At 44.2% G+C, this 20,086-nt stretch carries 23 protein-coding genes and 4 tRNA genes; 18 read left to right on the forward strand and 9 right to left on the reverse strand.

Features of this window, described 5'->3' with window-relative positions:
* Nucleotides 1-2 precede the first annotated feature (2 nt).
* From FTU42_RS03940 to panD, 8 genes are all read left to right on the forward strand, one after another.
* Nucleotides 3-77: transfer RNA gene (locus tag FTU42_RS03940), tRNA-Gln, on the forward strand.
* A gap of 25 nt (nucleotides 78-102) precedes the next feature.
* A tRNA-Gln gene (locus tag FTU42_RS03945) sits at nucleotides 103-177 on the forward strand.
* Nucleotides 178-197: 20 nt separating this feature from the next.
* A tRNA-Gln gene (locus tag FTU42_RS03950) sits at nucleotides 198-272 on the forward strand.
* 92 nt (nucleotides 273-364) lie between these two features.
* Nucleotides 365-439 (forward strand) — tRNA-Gln (locus FTU42_RS03955).
* A gap of 36 nt (nucleotides 440-475) precedes the next feature.
* Nucleotides 476-1,429: a ribose-phosphate pyrophosphokinase gene (locus FTU42_RS03960; protein ID WP_005097740.1), complete on the forward strand. Its 954-nt coding sequence runs from the start codon at nucleotides 476-478 to the stop codon at nucleotides 1,427-1,429.
* 98 nt (nucleotides 1,430-1,527) lie between these two features.
* Entirely contained in the window at nucleotides 1,528-1,824 is a 297-nt protein-coding gene (gene rplY / locus FTU42_RS03965) for a 50S ribosomal protein L25 (RefSeq protein WP_005097741.1), read from the forward strand.
* A gap of 18 nt (nucleotides 1,825-1,842) precedes the next feature.
* Complete coding sequence (gene pth, locus FTU42_RS03970; protein WP_005097742.1) at nucleotides 1,843-2,424, forward strand: aminoacyl-tRNA hydrolase; 582 nt, start codon at nucleotides 1,843-1,845, stop codon at nucleotides 2,422-2,424.
* Between the two features lie 146 nt (nucleotides 2,425-2,570).
* Nucleotides 2,571-2,951, forward strand: coding sequence for an aspartate 1-decarboxylase (gene panD, locus FTU42_RS03975; protein ID WP_005097743.1), 381 nt, complete (start codon nucleotides 2,571-2,573; stop codon nucleotides 2,949-2,951).
* A gap of 69 nt (nucleotides 2,952-3,020) precedes the next feature.
* Here the strand turns inward: panD and FTU42_RS03980 are convergent, their stop codons facing one another.
* From FTU42_RS03980 to FTU42_RS03995, 4 genes are all read right to left on the reverse strand, one after another.
* Complete coding sequence (locus tag FTU42_RS03980) at nucleotides 3,021-3,593, reverse strand: GDYXXLXY domain-containing protein (RefSeq protein ID WP_180049605.1); 573 nt, start codon at nucleotides 3,591-3,593, stop codon at nucleotides 3,021-3,023.
* Nucleotides 3,590-5,395: a DUF2157 domain-containing protein gene (locus tag FTU42_RS03985; protein WP_180083057.1), complete on the reverse strand. Its 1,806-nt coding sequence runs from the start codon at nucleotides 5,393-5,395 to the stop codon at nucleotides 3,590-3,592. The genes FTU42_RS03980 and FTU42_RS03985 overlap by 4 nt, the downstream gene beginning before the upstream one ends.
* 90 nt (nucleotides 5,396-5,485) lie before the next feature.
* Nucleotides 5,486-6,097, reverse strand: coding sequence for a LysE family translocator (locus tag FTU42_RS03990; protein WP_180083058.1), 612 nt, complete (start codon nucleotides 6,095-6,097; stop codon nucleotides 5,486-5,488).
* Nucleotides 6,098-6,143: 46 nt separating this feature from the next.
* Complete coding sequence (locus tag FTU42_RS03995) at nucleotides 6,144-6,629, reverse strand: DUF1289 domain-containing protein (RefSeq protein WP_035337988.1); 486 nt, start codon at nucleotides 6,627-6,629, stop codon at nucleotides 6,144-6,146.
* Between the two features lie 198 nt (nucleotides 6,630-6,827).
* Here FTU42_RS03995 and FTU42_RS04000 point away from each other — a divergent pair, with 198 nt between their 5' ends.
* The 4 genes from FTU42_RS04000 to FTU42_RS04015 all read left to right on the forward strand — a co-directional run bounded on the left by FTU42_RS04000 (nucleotide 6,828) and on the right by FTU42_RS04015 (nucleotide 9,406).
* Nucleotides 6,828-7,760 carry a rhodanese-related sulfurtransferase gene (locus FTU42_RS04000; RefSeq protein WP_180083059.1) on the forward strand — a complete coding sequence of 311 codons (933 nt, stop codon included), beginning with the start codon at nucleotides 6,828-6,830 and terminating at the stop codon, nucleotides 7,758-7,760.
* 206 nt (nucleotides 7,761-7,966) lie between these two features.
* Complete coding sequence (locus FTU42_RS04005) at nucleotides 7,967-8,245, forward strand: hypothetical protein (protein WP_005097750.1); 279 nt, start codon at nucleotides 7,967-7,969, stop codon at nucleotides 8,243-8,245.
* 87 nt (nucleotides 8,246-8,332) lie between these two features.
* Nucleotides 8,333-8,950, forward strand: a complete 618-nt coding sequence (locus FTU42_RS04010; protein ID WP_180049603.1) for a DedA family protein — start codon at nucleotides 8,333-8,335, stop codon at nucleotides 8,948-8,950.
* 30 nt (nucleotides 8,951-8,980) lie between these two features.
* Nucleotides 8,981-9,406, forward strand: coding sequence for an ABZJ_00895 family protein (locus FTU42_RS04015; RefSeq protein ID WP_100329106.1), 426 nt, complete (start codon nucleotides 8,981-8,983; stop codon nucleotides 9,404-9,406).
* Nucleotides 9,407-9,473: 67 nt separating this feature from the next.
* Here the strand turns inward: FTU42_RS04015 and FTU42_RS04020 are convergent, their stop codons facing one another.
* On the reverse strand, nucleotides 9,474-9,998 hold the full coding sequence (locus tag FTU42_RS04020) for a YecA family protein (RefSeq protein ID WP_180083060.1): 525 nt from the start codon (nucleotides 9,996-9,998) through the stop codon (nucleotides 9,474-9,476).
* A 71-nt stretch (nucleotides 9,999-10,069) separates the two neighbouring features.
* The gene (locus tag FTU42_RS04025) at nucleotides 10,070-10,276 is read right to left on the reverse strand and encodes a PA3496 family putative envelope integrity protein (protein ID WP_005169810.1); all 207 of its coding nucleotides are present in this window, start codon (nucleotides 10,274-10,276) and stop codon (nucleotides 10,070-10,072) included.
* A 346-nt stretch (nucleotides 10,277-10,622) separates the two neighbouring features.
* On the opposite strand from FTU42_RS04025, the gene rpoD reads away from it, so the two are divergent.
* The 6 genes from rpoD to FTU42_RS04055 all read left to right on the forward strand — a co-directional run bounded on the left by rpoD (nucleotide 10,623) and on the right by FTU42_RS04055 (nucleotide 17,221).
* Nucleotides 10,623-12,557 carry an RNA polymerase sigma factor RpoD gene (rpoD, locus tag FTU42_RS04030; RefSeq protein ID WP_225554192.1) on the forward strand — a complete coding sequence of 645 codons (1,935 nt, stop codon included), beginning with the start codon at nucleotides 10,623-10,625 and terminating at the stop codon, nucleotides 12,555-12,557.
* A gap of 113 nt (nucleotides 12,558-12,670) precedes the next feature.
* Complete coding sequence (locus FTU42_RS04035) at nucleotides 12,671-12,958, forward strand: YbeD family protein (protein WP_005169807.1); 288 nt, start codon at nucleotides 12,671-12,673, stop codon at nucleotides 12,956-12,958.
* 150 nt (nucleotides 12,959-13,108) lie between these two features.
* A complete protein-coding gene (gene lipB, locus FTU42_RS04040; RefSeq protein ID WP_100355550.1) occupies nucleotides 13,109-13,768 on the forward strand; it encodes a lipoyl(octanoyl) transferase LipB in 660 nt (219 codons plus the stop codon).
* A 74-nt stretch (nucleotides 13,769-13,842) separates the two neighbouring features.
* On the forward strand, nucleotides 13,843-14,376 hold the full coding sequence (locus FTU42_RS04045) for a hypothetical protein (protein ID WP_005097759.1): 534 nt from the start codon (nucleotides 13,843-13,845) through the stop codon (nucleotides 14,374-14,376).
* A gap of 1 nt (nucleotide 14,377) precedes the next feature.
* The gene (locus FTU42_RS04050; RefSeq protein WP_005097761.1) at nucleotides 14,378-15,562 is read left to right on the forward strand and encodes an iron-containing alcohol dehydrogenase; all 1,185 of its coding nucleotides are present in this window, start codon (nucleotides 14,378-14,380) and stop codon (nucleotides 15,560-15,562) included.
* A 264-nt stretch (nucleotides 15,563-15,826) separates the two neighbouring features.
* On the forward strand, nucleotides 15,827-17,221 hold the full coding sequence (locus FTU42_RS04055; RefSeq protein WP_005097762.1) for an APC family permease: 1,395 nt from the start codon (nucleotides 15,827-15,829) through the stop codon (nucleotides 17,219-17,221).
* 61 nt (nucleotides 17,222-17,282) lie between these two features.
* Here FTU42_RS04055 and FTU42_RS04060 read toward each other — a convergent pair whose 3' ends face one another.
* From FTU42_RS04060 to cysG, 3 genes are all read right to left on the reverse strand, one after another.
* A complete protein-coding gene (locus tag FTU42_RS04060) occupies nucleotides 17,283-17,678 on the reverse strand; it encodes a hypothetical protein (RefSeq protein WP_218946060.1) in 396 nt (131 codons plus the stop codon).
* Nucleotides 17,679-17,817: 139 nt separating this feature from the next.
* Nucleotides 17,818-18,294 (reverse strand): tRNA (cytidine(34)-2'-O)-methyltransferase, encoded by a 477-nt coding sequence (locus tag FTU42_RS04065; protein WP_005169800.1) that lies wholly within the window; start codon nucleotides 18,292-18,294, stop codon nucleotides 17,818-17,820.
* 356 nt (nucleotides 18,295-18,650) lie between these two features.
* Nucleotides 18,651-20,033: a siroheme synthase CysG gene (gene cysG, locus FTU42_RS04070; protein WP_005169798.1), complete on the reverse strand. Its 1,383-nt coding sequence runs from the start codon at nucleotides 20,031-20,033 to the stop codon at nucleotides 18,651-18,653.
* Nucleotides 20,034-20,086 lie beyond the last annotated feature (53 nt).

Consider the following 20,086-nt stretch of genomic DNA (forward strand, 5'->3'; position numbering starts at 1 on the left):
ATAGGGGTATCGCCAAGTGGTAAGGCACCGGGTTTTGATCTCGGCATCCGTTGGTTCGAATCCAGCTACCCCTGCCATTTTCACCTGTAGATGTACTGTATTAGGGGTATCGCCAAGTGGTAAGGCACCGGGTTTTGATCTCGGCATCCGTTGGTTCGAATCCAGCTACCCCTGCCATCTTACAGTTCATCAAATTTAGGGGTATCGCCAAGTGGTAAGGCACCGGGTTTTGATCTCGGCATCCGTTGGTTCGAATCCAGCTACCCCTGCCATTTTCTCGAAAAAAGACAGAACACTCATTTGCTGTAAGACTGTTAATTTACCTTGACACTTTACCGTAAAAATATTAAAGTTCTGCCGCATTAGGGGTATCGCCAAGTGGTAAGGCACCGGGTTTTGATCTCGGCATCCGTTGGTTCGAATCCAGCTACCCCTGCCATCTATTCCCATATATCCCAACCGCCAAGGGTGCTTCATGCCCAATCTTGTCGTTTTTAGTGGATCTGCGCATCCACAATTCGCTCAAAAAGTCGTAAGTCACTTACATATTCCTCTAGGCGCTGCCTCTGTAGGTCAGTTCTCTGATGGTGAAATCGCTGTCGAGATTACTGAAAACGTTCGTGGTAAAGACGTATTCGTCGTGCAACCTACTTGTGCTCCTACTAACGATAACCTGATGGAAATCTTAGTCATGGCTGACGCTTTGCGTCGTGCAAGTGCAGGTCGTATTACTGCCGTGATTCCTTACTTTGGTTATGCTCGTCAAGACCGTCGTCCACGTTCAAGCCGTGTGCCAATTACTGCTAAAGTCGTTGCAGACATGCTGACGACTGTAGGTATTGACCGCGTTGTGATGATTGATCTTCATGCTGACCAGATCCAAGGTTTCTTCGATATCCCTGTAGACAACATCTACGGTACACCAGCGCTACTTGCTGACTTACGTCAGCAGTCACATCACAACCTGATGGTGGTTTCACCTGACGTCGGTGGTGTGGTTCGTGCACGTGCTGTTGCGAAACAAATGGGTGATATCGATCTTGCAATCATCGATAAGCGTCGTCAAAAAGCGAATGAATCACAAGTGATGCATTTGATTGGCGATGTGAAAGATCGTGATTGTGTCATCGTCGATGACATGGTAGATACTGCAGGCACTTTATGCAAAGCAGCTGATGCATTGAAAACTTTCGGTGCTCGCAAGGTTGTTGCTTATGCAACGCATCCAGTACTTTCTGGTAAAGCATTAGAAAACTTAAGACATTCTGTGATTGATGAGTTGGTGGTTTGTGACACCATCCCACTTTCAGATGAAGCTTTAGCACTGGGCAAGATTCGCCAGGTTTCCGTAGCCAGCATGGTTGCCGAAACGATTCGTCGCATTAACAACGAAGAATCTATTAGCGCAATGTTCGATTCTTATCTATAATAGAGCGCTGAATTTTCAAAGCCCTGCCATTTGGTAGGGCTTTTACTCACTAGACTGGTCGCAAGTCTGGTTCATTTAACTTAAATAGGATGTCTATCATGGCAAACTTCGTATTAAACGCAGCAGCACGTGAAGAAGCAGTTCAAGGGAAAGGTTCGAGCCGCCGCCTTCGTCTTCAAGCTAAAGTTCCTGCAATCATCTACGGTGGCGAAGCTGCTCCTGTAGCTGTTACTCTTGAGCTTCGTCAGCTTGTTAAATTCTTAGAAAACAACTCTTTCTTTGAAGAAGTTATCGAAATTGATGTAGACGGTAAAGTTGAAAGCGTGAAAATCCAAGCCTTACAACGTCACCCAGCTAAAAACACGCCTATGCACGCTGACTTTAAACGCGCATAAGTGTTAATGGTGTAATTAGTGTCAAATATTTCACTGATTGTTGGTTTGGGCAACCCAGGTTCTGAGTATGCCCAAACCCGCCATAATGCAGGGGCCTGGTTCGTAGAACGCCTTGCAGAGCAATATGGCATTACCCTCAAGAAAGACCCGAAATTCAATGGATTTAGTGGTCGTGGCAATATCGAAGGTCAAGACGTTCGTCTTCTTCTACCTACAACCTTTATGAACCTTTCCGGTAAAAGTGTTGTTCCTTTCGCCAAATTCTACAATATCGCACCTGAATCGATCCTGATTGCCCATGATGAACTGGATATGAATCCTGGTATCATTCGTCTGAAAACGGGTGGTGGTCACGGTGGTCATAATGGTCTACGCGATATCGTGCCGCATATTGGTTCAAACTTCCATCGCCTGCGTATTGGAATCGGCCATCCTGGTGCCAAAGACCGTGTTTCTGGTCATGTGCTCAGCAAAGCGCCGAGCAGCGAACAAAAGTTAATGGATGATGCAATTTCACATGCGCTCGCACGTACCAAAATGCTGGTGAATGCAGAAGTACAGCAAGCCATGAATCAAATTAATGCCTATAAGCCGAACTGATCATTCAAAAATCGCTGGACAATTCCGCTTGTCAGAAAGATCATTTAAGCGCAAAATGCGCAAGCCTACCCACTTATCCAGTGTCGTAGAAATTGATTCAACCATATGATGATCAAAGTCTTAGTTCAACTCAGGGGACGCTAGCCATGCTATCTCGTTTATTAAAATGCAAAATTCACCGCGCTCACGTTACACATGCAGAATTACACTATGAAGGTTCATGTGCAATTGATGGCGTTTTGATGGATTTAGCTGGCATTCGCGAATACGAAGAAATTCATGTGTGGAACGTGACCAATGGTAAACGTTTTGCAACTTATGCCATTCGTGGCGAAGATAATTCAGGCATCATTTCAGTCAATGGTGGCGCTGCACATCAAGCCGATGTAGGCGATATCATCATTATTGCAACTTTTGGTGATTTCACTGAAGCTGAAGCAAATGCACATCAGCCACGCTTGGTCTATGCAAATCCAAACAATACCGTCAGCCATACTGCCAACTGTATTCCGGTACAAGTCGCTTAAGTCGATTCGACCAGATTCCCAAAGCTCGCACCTCGCGGGCTTTTTTATGGCCAGAATGACTAAATATAATTAACTGCCCTGCCGCCAGCTTTTAGAACTTTCACAATTTAGGGGCTTTAAATGGGAGTCAACAAGATTAACCAGTAAAGCCTTTCCATTTTCCTTAAGCTTAAGTTCGGCAAATTTGGCACTGCGATAACACGGCTCCAGGCCTTCGGCGAATAAAAAACTATTGGCCGCCGGATATAAAGCTTCAAAACTATTGCGTGGATTCTTTAACAGCAGTTTTGCGGAAGATGCCGGATGAACTTGTAACAGACGCGGATCAAAACTGCTTCGTATCACCCGTCGTTGTGCATCCAAGCGTACATAGCTCATGACCTGAGACCGATCTTTAAAATCCTGAATAGTGATATCTGAACCTGTTTGATTCAGGGCAGTTTCATCAGCATCTAGACCAGCAAAATGCAACTGATAGTTCAGCGCCATATAATCGCCCTGCAAAATCGAACGCGGATCGACGGGCGCCAACTTAACAAAAATACTCTGACTATTTCTTAAATGCCATTCATGCTGGATAATTAAGCCCACAAATAAGGCAATACTAAAAATACTCAGGTGTAGCACCCAGAACTTTTTCATGAGGCTACTCCTGTTTTCGACTGAAATTTCGGTGAGCTCAACACATAAGCCAGAAGCAAAACCAGCAGACCTGAAGCAAAGATACTGACACTCTTAAATAAAAAGCTGAGTCCCAGATTGTAATACAGCAACCATAACCAGAAGATCAGTAACAGAACCAATAAGGCCTGCATCAATCGCTGTTGATTGACCATCGCCCAGGCCATAAGTACCAGAATGATGAAAATTTCAAAATAGCCCAGTGCAATCAGTAAAATGCCTGCGGCAGGAATCAGCCAGAGTGGTGTCAGCGAAAATTGCTTCAGATGTATTCCGATAAAACTCAGCAGCCATACTGCGGGTAAAATATAGAAAACAATTGCTTCATCTATACCGCGCGGATGCAGTTGCTGCGCTACGCCAAATTGCAACAGACATTGAAAAATAGCCGTTGCTGCCAAAATACTGATCATCCACAGATTCACACTTTTGGCATAAGCTGAAGCAAGCCAGTGTCTTGCAGTGAGTAAAGCCACGATCAGCACACTGTAATTCAACAGCATGATCCATGTGATCAGGCGATGGTCATGAGAAAATGGGTGCTGCTCGATTAAAACTGCAATTCCCAACGCATGAGCCAGTAATAACTGTAATAGCAGCACCAGCCAATGCATGCGATTCATGATACTTAGCAACGTAATACCGATTTGTATCAGCCAGATCAACAACAAACTATCTGTCAACAATTCGGTATGAATCAGGACAGCAGCCTGACCGCAAACCCACAAACAATAAGCCAGTTGCCGCAGAAAAACTGAAGGCTTGCTATGAATCAGCCACCAGGCAATCCCGATAAAGATTAGCCCCATCAGGATGGATAAACTTTCCCAATAGGTCAGCAACAGCATGGCCAGTATCACACCAGCAATCCATGCGCCCAGCGCCAGTGGAATGACCGAAAACCGGCTCTGGGGTAACAGCTTTATCAGCAGCGCACTAATCGCCGCAAACCAGCCAAAGATGAGCAAAGCCAGCACCAATAAGCCTGCAGCTGAATTTTGCAAATATTGGTCTGTGAGATCAAAAATCAGAATGCTAAAACTCAGTGCCAGCCCTGCAACCAGCAAACTGGTTTCCAGCTGTTGCTGCCGAGTATAGAAATAAGCACTAAATAACAGTGCTAAGACCAGTACCGAAGCCAAATACCAGATCGAATTCGAGTCGATAAATCGAAACATGCTGAATACCGAAATGAGTACCACCACGGCAATCAACAGATAGCGTAAAACCGGATAATAGCGTAATGCATAGATCAGACTCAGTCCGGTCAACAGATTAAGACTGAGCAGATAGGCAGTTTCAGCACGCACCAACCAAAAGCTTTGTTTAAAATAAAAATAAAGCGCCAGCTGGCTGACCACGCAAAATAATGCAAACACACCAATATTCGGTCGATACAGCCAAGGCAAAAGTAACAATGCCCAAAGCAAAAATAGTTGATAACTGTCCGCGCCAGTCTGATAGATCTGCCCAATCACCGCCAGACTTAAGCCCAGCATTAAACCCGATACAGTATCCAGACTTTGTCTTAACTTTTCTCGCGCAGCAAAATGCACACTCAGCAATGCCGAACCCAGCAATAAAACTTGCGGCATAAACAACTGGACAAATTTCGGCAGCATCCACCAGTTTGCTGCCAGCAGATACACGATACTGACAGCGATCAGCGCGAGTCCAATGATTTGAAGAATCTGAATAACAGCAGGTTGAATAAATAACAGCGGTGAGAATGGATGATCGGGCTTGGTTACTGTTTTAGACATGCTGATCTGTTCAATTTTTATTTGATTTTACCTTAGCATGATTTTTAGCGCATATGCCAGGCAGGAACCTTACAACTGTGCAGTACTTTTTTAAATCAGGATCTGATAAATGCCGTAAAGAGCAATGATCAGCAGAATGAGACCACACAAGGCCAGCAAATGCGGATACAACCGAGAACGGGATAAACGGTTAAAACCCAAATACACCACCGACAGGGTCAGGAAATCCAGCACGATCCAGCTCAAGGTTAAGATTATGAGACTCAAATCGAGATCAGATGTAATACCAATAAACTGCGGGAAAAAAGCCGCAAAGAAAATAATATCTTTGGGATTGGAAATACCGACCAGAAAACCCTGCTGAAAGCCGCCACGTACCGGAGATAACTTCTTTTGAGTTGACTCTGCTTGCTGGAAAATCACCTCCCGAAATATTTGCAGCCCCAGATAACCAATATACAGACAACCCAGCAACTTGATGGCATCTAGCCATTGCGCATTAATGACCAGCAAGCCTTTCAGGCTTAATATCGATAAAGCAATCAATATCAATGAAGCGAAATTGGTGCCAAAAATAGTTCTTAAAGCCGCAGCATAACCGCCTTTTAGACCGGCACTGGCCACCAGCAACATCACCGGACCAGGCGTGGCGATCATTACCACAACAGCCAGACAATACAAGAGATACTCACTGATATTCATGCTTTTCCCTCAGCTGTTGTTATTTTTCTGCATAAAAAAAGAGGACTTATTCCTCTTCCTGCAGATGAATCAGATGCTGACTAATGCCATCCGCCCGCAGAAAAGCCAGATCATAACTGGCAGTGGCCAAAGCCAGAATCCGGCGCTCAAACTCATCCCAGAGTGGACGTACCTGCTTATAATGAATCCCCAAACCACTATCATCGGTAAAATGCCGATTTTTTTCACAGAGCTTTAAAGCATGATACAGCTTACGTCCTTTGGAGGCATCGTCACGTAAACGTACCCGTTTTGACAGCACAAAGGCTTGAACCTTGACGATATCTGCATGTGGCAACAACGGCACTAAAATCTGATCCAGCTGTGCATCCAGACGCCGCCATACGGCATGATGTTGATCAGCGCCATAAGTGTTCCAGTGAATCACCTCATGATTGAAACGGCGGCAACCACGACATACCGCATCACCAAATACGGTCGAGCAACGCCCAGCACACGGGGTTAAAGACGCAATACGACGATCTGAACTCAAAACACACTCCAAAGATACTACAACTTCCAGTACCTGCATCACTGCATAAAACTTTACAAAATTCCGGGTCGGGCATGACTATACACGCTCTCCCCCACGAATTGAAGCCTGTTAAAAGGCAAGTGTTTTACTCGCTTATTCACTCGAATCACGCTAAAATATGCGCCTTTAAATTATCATGCTACGTTGGAGTATTCCATGAACGCTACTGTAGAACAGCTTGCACCTGTAGAACAGCAAGCGACGACTGGTTGGGTTGTTGCCGCACTTTATCAATTCAAAGAAGTTCAAGATCCTGCCGATCTTCAACAACGTCTTTTAGACTTGGTAAAAACAATCAACCTTTGTGGAACACTCATTGTAGCGGGTGAAGGGATTAACGGTACGGTTGCAGGTGACCGTGCATCGATTGATCAAATTCACCAGTTCCTTCTCAATGAAGGCTTTGTTGAGATGGAATATAAAGAGTCAGACAGCTCTGACAAGCCATTTCGTAAAATGAAAATTAAATTAAAAAAAGAAATCGTGACTTTAGGGGTAGAAGTGAAACCACGTGATCTGGTCGGTCACTATCTTGATCCTCAGGAATGGAATGAACTGATTGCGCGTGATGACGTGATTCTGGTTGATACCCGTAACGATTACGAATACAAAGCAGGAACGTTCAAAGGCGCGATTGACCCGAAAACTGAAAGCTTCCGTGAATTCCCTGAATATGTGAAAAATAATCTGGAACAGCACAAAGACAAGAAAATTGCCATGTTCTGTACCGGTGGTATTCGCTGTGAAAAATCAACCTCTCTGCTTCTGCAAGAAGGTTTTACAGAGGTGTATCACCTGAAAGGCGGTATTTTAAAATACCTGGAAGAAACTCCGGCTGAAGAAAGTATGTGGGAAGGCGAATGCTTCGTATTTGATGGCCGTACAGCAGTAACACACGGTGTCGAAGAAGGTCAAAACACCAAATGCCATGCCTGTGGCTGGCCTTTGCTTCCTGAAGAAGTGGCGCTGCCAAGTTATGAACATGGTGTCTCTTGCGTGTACTGCATTGACAAGACCACAGAGAAACAAAAAGACGGTTTCCGTATGCGTCAGTCCCAAATTCTGGCAGCAAAACGTAAACGTCTCTAAGCCAGCCGCTTTGTAAGAAAATATATAAAAACCCTCTTCGGAGGGTTTTTTATTTACATAAAAATTACAACAGTAATAAAACTCTCACCAATTCATTACCAAGAACCTTATTTTTTTCCAAGCAAGATTGCTAGTCTATTGAAAAGTCTATCTTAAGCCAAGTCTTTCATTATTAACTTAAATTTTAAAATGAAAAGGAATATAACATGACCAGTTCACTTGCTCGAGATCCAGATAATCTGGTTCAGTTTCAACCCAAAGAGAATATAAAACAACAACGACTTCATCAGGTTAATGACGAGCTTGAGAGCCAGTCACATGTGTTTGTGGTCATCTTGGGAACTGTGATTGGCGCGATTTTAGCGCTGTTTATTGGTTATCATCTTAATACCAGTGTCATTCATTTTATGCTGCTGAGTGTTTTACCTGTCTGTTTGGCCTATGGCTTACGCAAAGTCTATATTTATACGCTGACACATAGCTGATTCTGCCTGCTCATTTATATTCCAAGACTTTACCGCATAAAAAATACTGCTTAGGATACAGGCAGTATTTTTTATTTTGACCATCTTATGAATTTAACTGAATGGATTATTTCCGTCATGGAACAACTGGGCTACTGGGGTATTGCCCTGCTCATGTTTCTGGATAATGTCTTCCCACCCATCCCTTCCGAAATCATTATGCCTTCTGCGGGCTATTCGGCCTCTCAGGGTGAGTTAATACTGGTCGGGGTGATCATGGCCGGTTGCATTGGCTCATTACTAGCAGCAGCCTTGCTGTACTGGGTGGGTTATAAATTCAATCACGATTCCATTTTCAAGTTTGTCGACCGTTATGGCAAATATCTGTTTATCAAATCCAATGATGTGAAAAAGTCACTGAGCTGGTTTGAACATTATGGACATCGGATTGTGTTTTTTGGCCGCATGGTTCCTGCCGTCCGCTCACTGATCAGCATTCCTGCCGGCATGAGCCGTATGCCCTTCTGGAAATTCATGTTCTATAGCGCACTCGGAACCATCATCTGGACCACGTTTTTGGCCTGTGTCGGATTTTACTTTGGTGAAAACCAAGAGTTGATGCAGCAAATTTTCAGTAAAGTCAGTTATGTGATTATTGCGATTGTTATAGTCATTATTGCCTGGGTTATCTACCGTAGACAGCAGCGTAAAAATCGTCCATCCTGAATAGACCTCAGCATGAAGGAGGCTAAAACGATGTCGCACTATCTTAAATATTTTGCCACCGTTTATCTTAGCTTGGTTCTATTCGTGGGCGTACTCATTTATGTATTCAATCTGGGCGCGATTCTCCTGATCCCGGCCCTGATCGCGTCAGCCTTTCTCAGTGCCCGATACTTTGTGAAGAGAGAACAACATTTACCCAGCAAGGAAGAGAAAAGCAAACTGGTATGGGGTTCTACCATCATTGCGATTACATTTGGGTTTATTTTTATATTTGTTGTGATCTGGATGCATCCACAGACTGAAGCCATCTTCAACAACATGGCTTATACCGGAAGGGGCCCGAATTCATTTCTGATGGCCGCTGTGATTGCGGTGCATGGTTTGATCTTTCATATTGCCTATAATAGCTATGCCCGCTACAGTCTGAGCAAACGGGTCGGTATTGAAAGAAAATAAAATCCCTTCGATGCTTTGATAAAAGTCCAAAGCTAAAAAAAGCACCGTGCGGTGCTTTTTTTATGAATTATTCTGGAGTGTGATACATCAGATACAATTCATTTAAATTGTCTGGAATTTCTTCTGCAAGTTCGTCCATTAACTGGCCATTGCGACGGAAAGTTTCCATTTGCGGATCTTCATCATCGATACCGCTGAAGACCATGATTGGCAGAGTTAAATCTACCAGCTGTTCTTCAAATTCTTCAGTAAACCAAGCTTCTTCGTTCAGGAACATGGCATCGACAAAGCCCACACTCCAGTCACCCAAGCTTGATTCGGTGTCTGCTTCTTCAATTTCAAATGGGAATGTAATCCCTTCTTCATTGGCTAAGCTTTGACGGATAGACTCTAACCATGTTTGTACCTGAGTGATGATTTCTGCAGGCACTTTCTTTTGATTGCTATCAAAAAGCTCGTCTAACCATTTGTCGAATTTTGGGCCTACTGCAATAGCACATAAGAAACCATGGGTTGCTGCGAAATCTAGACCATGTTCATTTTGGTCACCATCTAGATATTCACTCAACAGGTCTAAATCTAAAGCACTCATCTAACATCCAAACTTAGAAAACCGAAAGGTTTAGCATAGCATTTATTCAGGCCATGCTAAATCCGAATTCGTTAATCTTCGTCATCAAAATCGTCATCATCGTCGAAGTCATAGTCAAAATCTTTGAGTTCGCGTTCCAAGCGACGTTGTGAAAGTAAGTCATCAATCAGACGACGTTTTTCCAACGACTCTTTAGCGCTCAGCTTACTGGAAGCTTCATCGAAATTAACATCATCCTCACCGAAGCTATCATCTAGTTCAAAATCTGTAGAAGACACTAAAACTTCCTCATAGTGAAAAATGTAAATGGTTTTAGCGCTATTTATCTTGCCTAAAACCACAAGTCAAGTTTTATTTAAATTTTCGTATTTTAAAGTTGTAAATAGGGCTTTTTTTTAAGGACATTGTGTGACATGATATAATCCACCCTGCGTCCTTATGTTTTTTGACTACACATTTTTTGGTCAAATACACAGATGCCGGGGTTGGACTTGAAAATAACAAATTCATCCCCATCTTAAATTACTGAATTTCATTTTAAATATTTTATCAGACAGCTTGAACGCTGAATACTCTGATGAAATACGTAGGCTATTCACTAAATTTAATGAGCTTAAATCGTGCATAAGTTGTACGGTTTTTCCTGTCACAGATTCAACGAAGAGTAAGCAAAAGATGAGCGATATGACTTCCCCTACTTCACAAGTAGCGGCTCTGATTAGCCGAGGCAAAGAACAAGGTTACTTAACCTTCGCTGAGGTTAACGATCATCTGCCGGACTCCATCACAGAAAGCGAGCAGATTGAAGATATCATTCAGATGCTGAATGACGTGGGTATTCCTGTACATGATCGCGCGCCTGAATCTGATGATACGATGTTCGAAGATACTACAGAAGCTGCCGATGAAGTTGCAGAAGAAGAAGCTGCAGCCGTACTGGCCTCTGTAGAAAATGAGCCAGGTCGTACAACTGACCCTGTGCGTATGTATATGCGTGAAATGGGTACCGTTGAGCTTTTAACCCGTGAAGGCGAAATTAGCATTGCAAAGCGCATCGAAGAAGGTATTCGTGATGTTTTGCACTCGATTGCTTACTGGCCCAATGCGGTAGAAGTTGTACTCCAAGAATATAAAGATTATGAAGCGGGCGAACGCCGTCTTGCTGACCTGTTATCGGGTTATTTAGATCCTGAATCAGACGAAGAAATTCCTGAAGTACTTGAAGAAGAAGTCGAGATCGCTGAAGACAAGACTGACTCGAAAAAATCGACCAAAGATGTAAAACTGGACGATGATGAAGAGGAAGAAGCTGAAACTGAAGATGATTCAGAAGCTGATTCTGGTCCAGATCCTGAAATTGCCAAAGCGCGCTTCACTGAACTTGAAAATGCATGGTTGAATACCAAAACAGCCATCGAAAAACATGGTCGTGATAGTGAAGAATCTGAAGCTGCGCTGGAAGCACTGGCGACCGTATTCATGATGTTCAAATTCACGCCGCGTCTATTCGATATCATTTCAGAAATGATTCGTGGTACGCATGACCAGATCCGTGGTGCAGAACGTGAAGTGATGCGTTATGCCGTGCGCCGTGGTCGTATGGATCGTACCCAGTTCCGTACTTCTTTCCCGGGACAGGAATCGAATCCAGCCTGGTTAGATGAACAGATCGCGAAAACACCTGCAGACCAGAAAGCCTATCTGGAAAAAGTACGTCCAGATGTATTGGCCTTCCAGCAAAAGATTGCCGATATTGAAAAAGAATTGGGTCTTGATGTTAAAGGCATTAAAGACATTGCCAAACGCATGGCCGTTGGTGAAGCTAAGGCACGTCGCGCCAAGAAAGAAATGGTCGAAGCCAACTTGCGTCTGGTGATTTCAATTGCGAAAAAATACACCAACCGCGGCTTGCAGTTCCTGGATCTGATTCAGGAAGGTAACATTGGCTTGATGAAAGCGGTGGACAAGTTTGAATATCGTCGTGGTTATAAATTCTCGACTTATGCAACCTGGTGGATTCGTCAGGCGATCACCCGTTCAATCGCCGATCAGGCACGTACCATTCGTATTCCGGTGCACATGATCGAGACCATCAACAAGATCAATCGTGTATCGCGTCAGCTTCTTCAAGAAATGGGGCGTGAACCGACACCTGAAGAGTTGGGCGAACGTCTGGAAATGGACGAAGTCAAAGTACGTAAAGTGCTAAAAATCGCCAAAGAACCGATTTCGATGGAAACACCGATCGGTGATGATGAAGATTCGCATCTGGGTGACTTCATTGAAGACAGCAACATCACGTCACCAATTGATGCTGCGACTTCAGAAGGCCTAAAAGAAGCGACACGCGAAGTTCTGGAAAACCTGACTGAACGTGAAGCCAAAGTCCTGAAAATGCGTTTTGGTATCGACATGCCGACCGACCACACCTTGGAGGAAGTGGGCAAACAGTTTGATGTGACACGTGAACGTATTCGTCAGATTGAAGCTAAAGCGTTACGCAAGCTTCGCCATCCATCACGTTCAGAACACTTACGTTCATTCCTCGAGAATGATTAAGATTTGATGCTTATTCTGGAGACTTGAAATTTAATCATCAGTCTCCACTTAAGTAGCCAAGACAGACCCAAACGCCTGCATGATTGCAGGCGTTTCAAATCAGGGGGACTACCATGTTAGACCGTACACCATCTCGTGAACTTCAAGAACATCTTTGGGTTTTCCCTATGGATTATCCGATTAAACTGATTGGCCTTGCTGGCATTGAACTGCGTCAGGCCGTAAATGATATCTTTGTAAAACATTTTCCTGAGTTTGATGGCAGTGAAATGACCATCACACCGTCGCGTACTGGCAAATATCATTCCATTACCGCACAACTGCGCTTTTTGGAACTGGAGCAGGTGCATGCAGTATATGCAGATTTGGCCGCCTGTCCGCTGATTAAAACCGCACTGTAATCAAAAATACAAAAGACACGCTTTCGGGCGTGTTTTTTATGCCTGTACAATGACTGAGCTAGCGCTTAAATATTGTAGGTCTCGCCCCTATTTCATGCCGAAATCATTATAATTATGATCAGTTTTTTATAATTACCAAGGACACTTCCTGTGACTGATGTGCTGCAAAAGCCCGAGCTGATCATTCGTCAATATCACGACCTCACACCTTATGAAGATCGTTTTCTGGAAATGAAAACTTTTACGGAAAACCGTGATGAACATAGCCCGGATCAGCTGTGGATTCTGCAACATCAGGATGTATTGACTCAAGGTCAGGCCGGTAAGCCAGAACATATTCTGATACCGAGCAATATCCCGGTAATTCAAACCGATCGTGGTGGTCAAGTGACCTGGCACGGCCCGGGCCAGCTGGTGGCTTACTTCATGTTTGACCTGAATCGCCTGGGCTGGAATGTGCGTACACTGGTGTCCTATGCTGAAAACCTGATGATCGATCTGCTGAAAAAATACGGCATCGATGCTTATGCCAAACCCGATGCACCGGGGGTCTATGTGGCTGAACGAAAAATTGGTTCACTGGGTTTTAAAATTCGTAAAGGCCGTAGCTATCATGGTCTTTCCTTAAATCTGGATTGTGACCTGAGCGGATTTAATACCATCAACCCTTGTGGTTATGCGGGACTGGAAATGGTTCGCATGAGCGACCTACTGGAACAACCGCCACAATTCAACCAGTTATGTCGTGAAATTATTGAAACTTTGCGCCACAGCGGTTACTTTAATCAAGTCACCGTCGAGCAAAGATAAAGCCTTTGCATTTCACCTCCAAATAAATTAGAGTATTTACTCTAAACCAATAATATTGAGATAGGGATCATCACGTGATTGCAACTAAATCCGTAAAACCCGCTTTGCAGCTTGCCTATGTCAAACTCATGATGGATGTGATTGGCCGCGGTCTGGTCATGGCAAGCCAGGTGGATGAAGAAATCAAACAGGAAGTTGCCCAATTTCCAGTCCATTTCACTCTTTCCATGAAAGTCTTTCCGCATGGCCCAGCCTTTGTGGCGCGGGTCACTGAGGACAAGCAATTGGAACTGGTGAAAAATCTGGAAAAAGCACCTGATCTGACTATTACCTTTAAACATCTGCACCATGCTTTTTTAGTTTTTTCCTTTCAGGAAAGCACCTCTCAAGCCTTTGCCAATGACCGCATGATTGCCGATGGCGATATTTCCAATGCCATTCGTCTGGTGCGTTGTCTAAATAAAATGGAAGCACTGATTTTGCCTAAACTGGTGGCGCAACTGGCTGTCAAAGAATATCCAAGCAATCTCAGCCTCAAAGAAAAACTAAGCGAAGCGAGCAGTATTTATCTAAAAATCGCTCAATCTTATTTAAAACGGAGTGTATAACATGGCTAAACCTTATTATGAATTTTTCTGTCCGGTCAAAGTCATTGCCGGGCATGCCGCGTTAGAACATATTCCGTTTGAACTTGCGACTTTAGGTGCAAAACGTCCACTCATCATTACCGACAAAGGTGTACGCGCCAATAATCTGCTGGCACCGATTGAAGCAGCATTTGAAATGGCGGATGCTGCAATTGTAGCCATTTTTGATGACGTACCACCCGATTCTAGCTTGGGTACAGTACGTAGTGCGGCGAAACTGTATCGTGAAAATCACTGTGATGCGATCATTGCTGTGGGCGGCGGTTCAGTCATTGATACCTCCAAAGCAACTAATATTCTGGTCTCTGAAGGCGGTGATGACCTGCTTAAATATTCTGGTGCCCATAACCTGCCTAAGCCGCTGAAGCCATTTTTTGTGATTCCAACAACTTCGGGGACAGGCTCAGAAGTCACCATGGTGGCCGTCGTCTCAGATACTGAGAAGAATGTTAAAATGCCTTTCGCATCGTATTATTTGATGCCGCATGCTGCGATTTTAGATCCGCGCATGACCCAGACTTTGCCGCCGCATTTAACCGCCATGACCGCAATGGATGCACTGACCCATGCGGTCGAAGCTTATACTTGCATGGCAGCCAATCCAATCTCAGATGCTTATGCCACCGCAGCAGTCAAGAAGATCAGTAGCCATCTATTCAATGTGCTGGATAATCCCAATGATGCGCAAGGCCGTCTGGAACTGGCTCAAGCATCGACCATGGCCGGTATTGCATTTTCTAACTCGATGGTCGGGATTGTGCATTCACTCGGTCATTCACTGGGTGCAGTGGTGCACTTGCCGCATGGTTTATGTATGAACCTGTTCCTGCCGTATGTGCTGGAATACAACAAAGAGGTCAATGGTGACAAGATTGCTGATCTGTTACTACCTTTGGCAGGTGCCGATATTTATGCGCAAACACCAGCACATTTACGTGCAGACAAAACCATTGCCACTATTCTGACCATGCGAGATCGGATTTATAGTCTGACCAAACTGCCACGTACATTACGTGAAACCGGCAAGATTTCTGAAGCGCAGCTGGATGAAGTGGCAGAGAAAGCCCTGAACGATGGTTCCATCATTTATAACCCGAAAGAAGCCACCTTGGAAGATTTAAAATCTATCTTAAAAAAGGCTTGGTAATTACTGAAAAATAAGCCAATATAGCGAAAATTAAAGCCTGATGTTTTTTTAGACATCAGGCTTTTATCTTGCATAAAGAAATCATTGCGCTAATTTGAATGGCATACTTTATGCACCTCAAAAGTCAAAAAAATAGCTAGCAAAAGCCCTTCTTTTCAAGTAGATTGGCGGGCTTTTATAGAAAACTGTAGGGGGGATCGTTCGTCTCAAACGATCCTTATAAATATGACTGATCCTTGATCAACGATTAAGAGGATAACGCCGTTGACTAATATCTCTGGGACTCAATCGGCAGCTAAACTGCAAAAAACGCTGGGACTCTGGCACATCATTATTATTGGTTTGGCTTATATTCAACCCATGACCTTGTTTGATACATTCGGTCTGGTATCTGAAGAAAGTAACTTCCACGTTCCCACCTCTTACATTTTTGCACTGATTGCAATTTTGTTAACCTCTTTGAGCTATGGTCATATGATTCGTCGCTACCCTTCTTCGGGTTCGGCCTATACCTATGCGCAAAAATCCATTCACCCGAATGTGGGTTTCATGGTGGGATGGTCATCTTGGCTCGATTATTTATTGTCGCCAATGGTCAACATCATTCTTGCCGTCATTTACCTAGAAGCCCTGTTCCCTGATATCAATCATTGGGTTTGGGTCGTGGTATTGACTGCATTCATGACTGGCATCAATTTACGTGGTGCGCGCTTTGTAGCAAACTTCAACAGTATGATCGTGTTCGTGCAGTTGATTGTCATTGCCGTATTTACCTGGATGGTCTACAGCAAGTTACAGGCTGGCTTTAATGCGGATGGTCCAATCACAGCTGAGCAACGCTATCAGCTCTGGAGTCTGGAACCGTTCTGGAATGAGTTAACCTCAGTAGGCGCCCTGATTACTGGTGCGACTTTACTGTGCTTCTCTTTCACTGGTTTTGACTCTTTAAGCTCGCTGGCTGAAGAAACCAAAGATACTGAAAAAACTTTGCCTAAAGCGATTTTCTTGACCGCTTTAATTGCCGGTATTATTTTCATTATCAGCACTTACTTCATGCAGATTTACTTCCCGAACAATCCAGGTTCATATTTCCAGAATATTGCTGAAACTCAGCCGGAAATTTTGATGCTGGTGGGTGGGTCCTTGTTCCAGGCTTATGTACTTGGTTTTGCAATCATTACCGTCATGGCATCAGGGATTTCTGCACATGCAGGTGTATCTCGCTTAATGTACGTCATGGGCCGTGATGGCGTGATCAACAAGAAAATCTTTGGTCATATCAGTCCGAAAAACTACACACCGTCATACAACATTATGATTGTCGGTGCTGTAGCCTTAACAGCTGGCTTCATGGATCTTGATTTTGTGATTTCACTGATCAGTTTCGGTGCATTGACGGCGTTCAGTTTCGTAAACTTGTCTGTCATTTCACGCTATGCTTTACGTGATGGTCGTACCAAAACTGCGAAAGAAATTCTGAACTTTGTGGTGGTACCACTTGCAGGTTTCATTGCAGTATTTGCCTTATGGCTCGAAGTTGATCAAACCTCATTGAAATATGGTCTGATCTGGGCATTTGGCGGTATCTTGTACCTGGGTTATAAAACCAAAGGTTTCAAGCATCCTGCACCTCAGCACAACGAATTTGACGATAAATAATATCGTTCCGGTTCAAATAAAAAAGGCGCTTTAAGCGCCTTTTTTATGTTTTTGATTTTACTTAGGATAAACGACAATCAAAACCCATTTGGGTATTGACCCGATTATTTTCATAGCCCAGTTTTTCAATGAACAGACTTCTATTCGACAATAATTTTTGCTCTTCCGGATTTAGTCTGGCTTTATTCTTGACCGCCAGCTGATACATTTCATTGACCACATCCTGAAAAATAGCACAAACTTCCTGACGTTTGGTCTGCTTCAATTTACGTCCACGCCAAGTCCATTCAAAATCATCGGAATTCAGACTCTGTCCCCAGTTATCGATCCGCGCATCCAAGCGTTTTTGCATGTCAGCCAATCCTTGCTGTATTTCCGCTTGCGTAATTGGCTGAACTTGTTGCGTTTCCCCCATTACATCACTTGCTTCTTGCGCACCGAGGTGTAAAGCAGTCATTCCAATACAACAGGCCAAGGCAAATTTTAATATCGGCTTCACGCGTATATCCTTCTTATTCCAATCAGTTGTCTCTCTCTATCCTAGCAAATAAAAAAGCCACCCAAAGGCAGCTTTTCAAATTATTGTAAATTTAAGCTTAGAGCGCTTTAAAACCCTGCTGACGCCAGGCTTCATATACAATCACTGCCGTGGCATTCGAAAGGTTTAAACTACGAGAGTTCTCTGCCATCGGTAAACGAATCCAGTGCTGCTGCGGGAACATCATCCGAACATGTTCAGGCAGACCACGCGTTTCCGGCCCCATCAACAATGCCACAGAACGGTTCAAGTCCGAGGTATGTGGCGTTTCAGTCCCTTTGGTGGTCAGCGGATAGACCGCATCCAGAGCAATGCCTTTGCTTGCCAGATCGGCCAAACAATCTTCGATAGTGTCCCAAATCTGCATACGTGCATATTCGTGATAATCCAGACCGGCACGTCTCAGTTTTTTATCATCCAGTTCAAAACCCAGTGGCTTGACCAGATGCAACTGTGCTCCCGTATTGGCACACAGACGAATAATATTGCCTGTATTTGCAGGAATTTCGGGCTCATATAAAACAACGTGGATCACTTATTTCTCACTTTATACATTTCATTCAGATATAGCTTTCAACTTATAGATCAAACAGCAACATCAGTGCTGTTATCTAGATACAGCTTTTTCCTGTATTCGGACCATGAGATTAATCGTCATATCCTTTTATTCAGGTGTAATTTTCGTCTTGCATTCAGACAAAGAGTATCAACTATTGCTATCCTCTTACTCAGGCATAGCCTTCGTCTTGCGGTCAAACCAAGAAACAACTTTTGCTTATCCTCTTACTCAGGCACAGCCTTCGTCTTGCGGTCAAACCAAGAAACAACTTTTGCTTATCCTCTTACTCAGGCATAGCCTTCGTCTTGCGCTCGGGCAAAGCAGTGCTTTGCTTATCCTCGCTCATGCCATTGCAGTTGTTCACGCAAGCGAACCACTTCACCAATAATGGTTAAAGTCGGTGCCTGAATTTGATGCTCAGACACTTTGGAGGCGATGTCGGCAAGGGTTCCCACCACAACCTTTTGCTCAGGAGTCGTGCCTTTAGAGACCAGTGCCACCGGCATATCTGCGCGTTGACCATGGGCTATTAATTGCGCACAGATTCTTTCCAGTCCCACCAGTCCCATATACAGCACCAAGGTCTGGTTTTCATAGACCAGCTCACGCCAAGGCAATTCAGGCGAACCTTCTTTTAAATGACCTGTCAGGAAACGCACACTTTGTGCATAATCCCGATGCGTTAATGGAATACCGGCGTAGGCGGAACAACCTGAAGCTGCGGTAATACCCGGCACCACCTGAAAAGTAATACCTGCCGCAAACAGCTCTTCAATTTCTTCGCCGCCACGCCCAAAGATGAAAGGATCACCGCCTTTCAGACGACAAACCCGCTTGCCTTCACTGGCATATTTAACCAATAAAGCATTAATCCCATCTTGTGGAACTGCATGATTGGAACGCGCCTTACCAACATAGATTTTTTCCGCATCACGGCGACACAGATCCATAATCGGTTCAGACACCAGGCGATCATAAATCACCACATCGGCTTGCTGCATCAAACGTAAAGCTTTCAGGGTCAACAGTTCTGGATCACCTGGACCTGCACCCACCAGATAGACTTCACCTTTCGGCTGTTGCCACTCTTGTAATGCTTGCTCGATCAGACGATCTGCTTCAGCCATATTGTCATTAAACACCTGCTCTTTCAGCGGACTGGCGTACAGATCTTCCCAGAAAATACGGCGCTGATCCGGATTGACAATTTTTGCTTTAACGCGACTGCGCCATTTGCCTGAGAACTCAGCCAGCTTGCCCATGCCATGTGGAATCGTCGCTTCCAGTTGAGTCCGAATCTGGCGTGACAACACCGGCGACGTGCCATTCGATGCCACCGAAATCACCAGCGGCGAACGGTCAATAATCGCAGGTACCATAAAACGGCAATGTGGTGGATCATCGACACTGTTGACCAGTACATTTTCAGCTTCGCACAGCTCGAAAACCTGACGATTCACATCAGCATCATCTGTTGCTGCAATCACTAAACGATAATGGCGCAAAGGAATCTGTATACTGAATGGTGCCTGATCATATTGCCCTTGAGACTGCTGAACAATCCCAAGTAAATTGGCATCAATTTCAGGGGCAATGACATGAATCACTGCTCCGGCTTTTGCTAATAATACCGCTTTACGGTAGGCAATATGTCCACCACCGACAATCAGACAAGGTTGCTGTTGCAACTTTAACGAGATTGGAAAGATATCCACGAACTACCTCAAAATTTTAAATCTGATTGTCTATGCAATTTTCATGCACATTT

This window comes from Acinetobacter sp. YH12102 (genome assembly GCF_013419125.1).
In the GTDB taxonomy this organism is placed as follows: domain Bacteria; phylum Pseudomonadota; class Gammaproteobacteria; order Pseudomonadales; family Moraxellaceae; genus Acinetobacter; species Acinetobacter pseudolwoffii.